At 57.0% G+C, this 6,336-nt stretch carries 2 protein-coding genes and 1 pseudogene; 1 reads left to right on the forward strand and 2 read right to left on the reverse strand.

Features of this window, described 5'->3' with window-relative positions:
- Nucleotides 1-3,017, forward strand: a pseudogene (locus tag J1G35_RS30315) (hypothetical protein); the annotation flags it as partial.
- Nucleotides 3,018-3,641: 624 nt separating this feature from the next.
- On the opposite strand, the gene J1G35_RS30320 reads toward J1G35_RS30315, so the two are convergent.
- The gene (locus J1G35_RS30320) at nucleotides 3,642-4,592 is read right to left on the reverse strand and encodes an alpha-E domain-containing protein (RefSeq protein WP_053130092.1); all 951 of its coding nucleotides are present in this window, start codon (nucleotides 4,590-4,592) and stop codon (nucleotides 3,642-3,644) included.
- A gap of 2 nt (nucleotides 4,593-4,594) precedes the next feature.
- The gene (locus J1G35_RS30325) at nucleotides 4,595-6,004 is read right to left on the reverse strand and encodes a circularly permuted type 2 ATP-grasp protein (RefSeq protein WP_053130088.1); all 1,410 of its coding nucleotides are present in this window, start codon (nucleotides 6,002-6,004) and stop codon (nucleotides 4,595-4,597) included.
- Nucleotides 6,005-6,336 lie beyond the last annotated feature (332 nt).

The following is a 6,336-nucleotide window of genomic DNA, read 5'->3' on the forward strand; positions in this document are numbered from 1 at the left end:
CCACCACCAAAGTACTGGACCTGAGCGCGTTTGTCGGCGATGCCAAAGCCCGCGTCGGGGTCTGGCCGTTTATCACCACGCCTTACCCGGTCTGGTTGTGGCTGCGGGGAAGAACGGCCAGCAACGTCGTGCATGACCGCACGGTGTTCAACGGGGCAGGTTCGTCGGCGGTCAATGTGAACTGGGTCAATACCGGACGAATCGAGGTCACGATTCCCCGCACATACCTGGCGGGACTGGGGCAGGGCACCAAGCTGCAGATGGAGTTCAAGGCCGCGGTGAGCCGTAGTAAGGATCCTGCACAGGCAATTCGTTTCCCACTGATGGAATACACCGTTAACACGCTGCCGGCCGAATTCCCGGTACCCAAGTTGACCCAGGCCAACGGCTCCGGCACAGCGGTGACGCTTGCGCCGATGAATGCGCAAGACGGTGGCACGATAGAAGTTCGGTTTTTGCCGATGTACACCACCGACAGCATCAAGGCCACGATGGTGGGGACGGCGGGGGCGGGCTCGCCAGCCATTGCCTCCAAGCCAGGGGTGACCAGTGGTTTAGTGACGTTTGATATTCCCAAGTCGGCGATTGCGGCCAATATCGGCAATACAGATAAGACGTTTACCCTTAAATACGAAGTGACTCGTGAGGGGGTTGTCCGGTCGTCGGTGGAACTGACCGTGACGGTGACGCCGATACCTGCCAGTGAGTTGGCAAAAACCGTAATCCGAATTAATGAAGCCAATCAGTCGAACCTGGTCCTGGAATTGGCAGATGTGGTCAGTGGTGGGCGGCTCAGGACCGGTGTCTGGCCGTTTATTGCCGAGGGTAACCGGCTCTGGTTGGTTCTTTCAGGTAAAAAAGCGGATGGCTCAGTGAGCAACCATACGCATTATGTTGGGACTCAATCCTCTGTTGGCGACCCGTGGCTAGTGGCCGGATACCACGAAAAGACGGTCCCTGCCAGCTACCTTCAGGCGTTGGACCATCACAGCCTATTGACACTGCGCTTCAAAGCGACGCTCAGCACTAGCATGCTCGAAGCCAACGCGATTGACTTCCCGCCGGTGACTTACACCATCACCAGCCTGCCGGCCGAATTCCCGGTACCCAAGTTGACCCAGGCCACCGGCTCCGGCACAGCGGTGACGCTTGCGCCGATGAATGCGCAAGACGGTGGCACGATAGAAGTTCGGTTTTTGCCGATGTACACCACCGACAGCATCAAGGTCACGATGGTGGGGACGGCCGGACTTGGCTCCCCAGTGATTGCAGCCAAGTCAGGTGTGACCAGTGGGGTGGTGACGTTTGATATTCCCAAGACGGCGATTGCGGCCAATATCGGCAACGCCAACAAGACGTTTACCCTCAAGTACGAAGTGACCCGTAGGGGCGTTGTTCGGTCGTCAGCGGTATTGACGGTGACGGTGACGCCGATACCTGTCAGTGAGTTGGCCAAGACGGATCTGCAGATCCTTGAGGCCAACGCCACCACCAAAGTACTGGACCTGAGCGCGTTTGTCGGCGATGCCAAAGCCCGCGTCGGGGTCTGGCCGTTTATCACCACGCCTTACCCGGTCTGGTTGTGGCTGCGGGGAAGAACGGCCAGCAACGTCGTGCATGACCGCACGGTGTTCGACGGGGCCGGTGTGTCGGCGGTCAATGCGAACTGGGTCAATACCGGACGAATCGAGGTGACGATCCCCCGTACGTACCTGGCGGGGCTGGGCCATGGCACCAAGCTGCAGATGGAGTTCATGGCGGCGGTGAGCCGAAGCAAAGATCCAGCACAGGCAATTCGCTTCCCACTGATGGAATACACCGTTAACACGCTGCCGGCCGAATTCCCTGTACCCAAGTTGACCCAGGCCAGTGGCTCCGGCACAGCGGTGACGCTTGCGCCGATGAATGCGCAAGACGGCGGCACGATAGAAGTTCGGTTTTTGCCGATGTACACCACCGACAGCATCAAGGTCACGATGGCGGGGACTGCCGGACTTGGCTCCCCAGTGATTGCAGCCAAGTCCGGCGTGACCAGTGGTTTGGTGACGTTTGATATTCCCAAGTCGGCGATTGCGGCCAATATCGGTAATGCCAACAAGACCTTTACGCTTAAATATGACGTGACTCGCGAAGGGCGCACTATACCGTCGGAAACCTTGACGGTGACGGTGACGCCGATACCTTACTATTTGTTGGCGGACGTCAAGGTTATTGAGGCCGAAAACTTCCACGGGGCACTGGATCTGAGCATGCTTACCGGCAATTTCACTGCCCGCGTTGGTGTATGGCCGTTTATCACCCTAGATTACCCGGTATGGCTGTGGCTGCGGGGAAGAACGGCTAGCAACGCCGTCCATGATCTTATGTTGTTCAACGGGGCGGGTGGGGCGAAGGTCAATCAGAATTGGATCACTTCCGGAAAAATAGAGGTCACGATCCCACGCACCTACCTGACTGGGTTGGGCCATAGCACTCAGTTCTATATTGAGTTCAAGGCAGCGATGAGCCTTAGCCAGGATCCTGAACAGGCCGTTTCCTTTTATATTAGGGAGTACACGATAATCCATGGCCCGTGGCGCGATTCCATCACTGACTTTCGAGATGGAACCACCGGCGGCTGGAGGCTCGACGTAGCAGGCGTCGGCGGGAAAGTGACTAATGGGTATCTTGAATTTTCAACACCTCGTGATAGGGGGTATGGAGATGTTGTCAAACAAGTTTTTTCACTTCGAGTAAATCGTACTTACCAGTTTTCCTTTGATGTGATGAATATTAGCAACGATAGTGAAAATGTTAATCCGATTATGACAGGTCTCACTTTGCTTCCAAGCGGTAGTTATATTTATGTTCCCGCTGAATTTACAGTTCCAAGGGATGGTAAATGGCACGCAAGGACTGGTACATTTACAGTTCCATCAAATGGTCTCTATCGAATTGCAATTTATAACGGCTCTCTTGGTAGTGTCAATGGTGGTAATAATTTCCGAATAGATAATATAAAAGTCCTAGGCTTGTAAAGCATGTTGAACCATTTGAAATGCGGCGCAAGTGACATGCAGATCAGCTTTGTTTCAATAGTGCGAGACCGATTTATTTAAAAGTAGATCGGTCCGCGCTCAATATACTCACTTGTGTTCTTGTTTTTCAAGGTAACTACTGAAGGCGGATTCTCAGAATGGGGTGGTTAGTCCATAGAGGGTCGTATCAATCTAACGACGCAGTCGCACCTTGGACCCGATGACGCTTAATTTATTATTCGAAACTGGGTTCGGCATACTCGTATGCTTTATCTTATGTTGGGAAGGCTCCTGGCCTCCCCAATATAAGAGTAACGCACAAGCAGGGTCAAATACCCAGGTTTACAGTTAAGCGATCGGAGCACTCTCAAAGTTTAGAGCTAACACGCCTGCGAAAAAATATGCAGGTATCGCGTTTATCCTGATACTCCCGTTTTCATTAACAAGTATCGCCGCCCCACGTCTACGCGAATAGGGTTTGCAACATCAGCACCCTCATAGTATTCGCCGTCACCTGTTAACTCTGACAATAGCCAATACATCTCTTCCGGCGCCAAACAAATGCTTGGACAAAAGATTGACCAGAGGATTTGATTGTTCCCACGCACCGCATGGAAACAATCATCAAACCACCTCCAAATAAGAACTATGTATCGCCCCCGCCAACTCCCTCACCGTCTCAATAAACTCCGTCAACCGACTATGCAACCCATCCTCCAGAATCTCATCAATCCCCGTATACCGCAGCCGAGCCTCAAACTCCGCCGCCAACCGCTGCGCCGTACGCCCATAACTGCCGGGCAGGTCCGCAAGGATATGGCTCAACTCTTCAATGCACGCATGCAACGAACGCGGCACATCACTGCGCAACAGCAGCAGCTCCGACACCGACCGTGCATTGAGCGCATTCGGATACAGCTCCGTATACGCCTCGAATGACGACAACGCGCGGAGCAGGGCGCTCCACTGGTAATAGCCGCGTGCCGACAAGTCGCTGACTTCCTCCGATTCTTCGCCGAACATCTCGTAGCGTGCATCCAGCAGGCGCAAGGTGTTGTCGGCGCGTTCGACGAAGGTGCCCAGGCGAATGAACCGATAGGCGTCATTGCGCATGATGGTCCCCGAGGTCGCGCCGCGGAACAGGTGCGAACGCTGCTTGACCCAGTCACAGAAGTGGCTGATGCCGTGCCGCGCCAGGCCGCCGGCGGCGATGCTGCGCATTTCCAGCCAGGTGGCGTTGAGGTTTTCCCACATGTCGGCGGTGATGCGCCCGCGCACTGCATGGGCATTGCCGCGCGCGGCGCGCAGGCAGTTGTAGATGCTGGCCGGGTTTTCTTCGTCGAGGGCGAAGAAATGCAGCATGCGTTCGGCATCCAGGGTTTGGTGGCGCTCCAGGTAACTGTCCAGGGTGCCGCTGCTGAGCAACGACATCGCCAGTTCGTCGAGACCATCACTGCGTCCGGCCTGGGGCATCAGCGACAGCGAATAACTGACTTCCAGCATGCGCGCCAGGTTCTCGGCGCGTTCCAGGTAACGGGACATCCAATACAGATCTGCGGCGGTTCTACTCAACATACTCAGCCCTCCACCACCCAGGTGTCCTTGGTTCCGCCGCCTTGCGACGAGTTGACGATCAACGAGCCCTCACGCAACGCCACCCGCGTCAGGCCACCGGGCACCAGGCGGGTTTCCTTGCCCGAGAGTACGAAGGGCCGCAGGTCGATATGCCGGGGCGCGATGCCGTTTTCGACAAAGGTCGGGCAGGTGGACAGGCTCAGGGTCGGTTGGGCGATATACGCATGGGGGCGGGCTTTGATGCGTTGGCGGAAGTCTTCGATCTCGGCCGCCGTGGCCGCGGGGCCGACCAGCATGCCGTAGCCGCCGGAGCCCTGGGTTTCCTTGACCACCAATTCGGCCAGGTTGGCCAACACGTGGGAGAGTTCATCCGGCTTGCGGCACTGGAAGGTCGGCACGTTTTGCAGGATCGGCTCCTCATCCAGGTAAAACTTGATCATCGCCGGTACATAGGGATAGATCGACTTGTCGTCGGCCACCCCGGTGCCAATCGCATTGGCCAGCACCACGTTGCCGGCGCAGTAGGCCGCGACCAGGCCGGGCACGCCGAGCATCGAGTCCGGGTTGAACGCCTGCGGGTCGAGGAACGCATCGTCGATACGCCGGTAGATCACGTCCACGGCCTTGGGCCCGTCGGTGGTGCGCATGAAGACCTTGAGGTCGTGCACGAACAGGTCGGCACCCTCCACCAGTTCCACACCCATTTCCCGCGCCAGGAACGCATGTTCGAAGAACGCGCTGTTGAAGCGCCCAGGCGTCAGCACCACCACATTGGGGTTATCCAGGCGGCTGGAGCTTTTCAGGGTCTTGAGCAGCAGGTTGGGGTAGTGGTCCACCGGCGCGATGCGCTGCTTGGCGAACACTTCGGGGAACAGGCGCATCATCATCTTGCGGTCTTCGAGCATGTAGCTCACGCCGCTGGGGGTGCGCAGGTTGTCTTCGAGCACGTAGTAGGTGCCGTCGCCATCGCGTACCAGGTCCACCCCCGAGATGTGGGAATAAATATCGCGGTGCAGATCCAGGCCGACCATGGCCTTCTGGTAACCCTCGTTGCCCAGCACCTGGTCCGCCGGAATGATCCCGGCCTTGATGATGCGCTGGTCGTGGTAGATGTCGGCGAGGAACATGTTCAGCGCATTGACCCGCTGGATACAGCCGCGCTCGATCACGCTCCATTCACTGGCGGGGATGCTGCGGGGGATGATGTCGAAGGGGATCAGGCGCTCGGTGTCCTGCTCGTCGCCATAGAGGGTGAAAGTGATCCCGGCGCGATGGAACAGCAAATCGGCTTCGCGACGGCGCTGGGCCAGCAGTTCCGGCGGCGTGTTCGCCAGCCAGCGGGAGAAATCCTGATAATGCGCACGGCACACGCCGTTTGCGTCATTCATTTCATCAAAGAAAGATCGAGCCATTCCAGTACCTTGTCAGTGCCGAGGGACGCATGGGTTGGCACTGCCGCTTTAAAAAACGCATTTTTTTATGAGCCCGTGGCTGATGGTGCCACTGGGCCTGGTCCTTACTTTCTTATGGGGTCGGCTCTGGGTCGGGGGGTAACGAATGTTCCTGTATTCGGGCAGATGAATGGATAAAGCAATGCGTGTGCCGGAATGGGCATACGGCACTGGATTTCCGTTTGTGGCGAGCGGGCCTGTTGTGGTTACCAGGCTTTTGTGGCGAGCGGGCTTGCCCCGCGTTGGAGTGCGAAGCGCTCCCAGGATTTTTTGGGGCCGCTACGCAGCCCAAC

The sequence above is a fragment of the Pseudomonas sp. SH10-3B genome, assembly GCF_019891415.1.
Taxonomy (GTDB): Bacteria; Pseudomonadota; Gammaproteobacteria; order Pseudomonadales; family Pseudomonadaceae; genus Aquipseudomonas.

Bases quoted from the DNA above. Each gene is read 5' to 3' on its own strand.
- J1G35_RS30320 (WP_053130092.1), bottom strand. From the start codon at position 4,592: ATGTTGAGTAGAACCGCCGCAGATCTGTATTGGATGTCCCGTTACCTG.
- J1G35_RS30325 (WP_053130088.1), bottom strand. From the start codon at position 6,004: ATGGCTCGATCTTTCTTTGATGAAATGAATGACGCAAACGGCGTGTGC.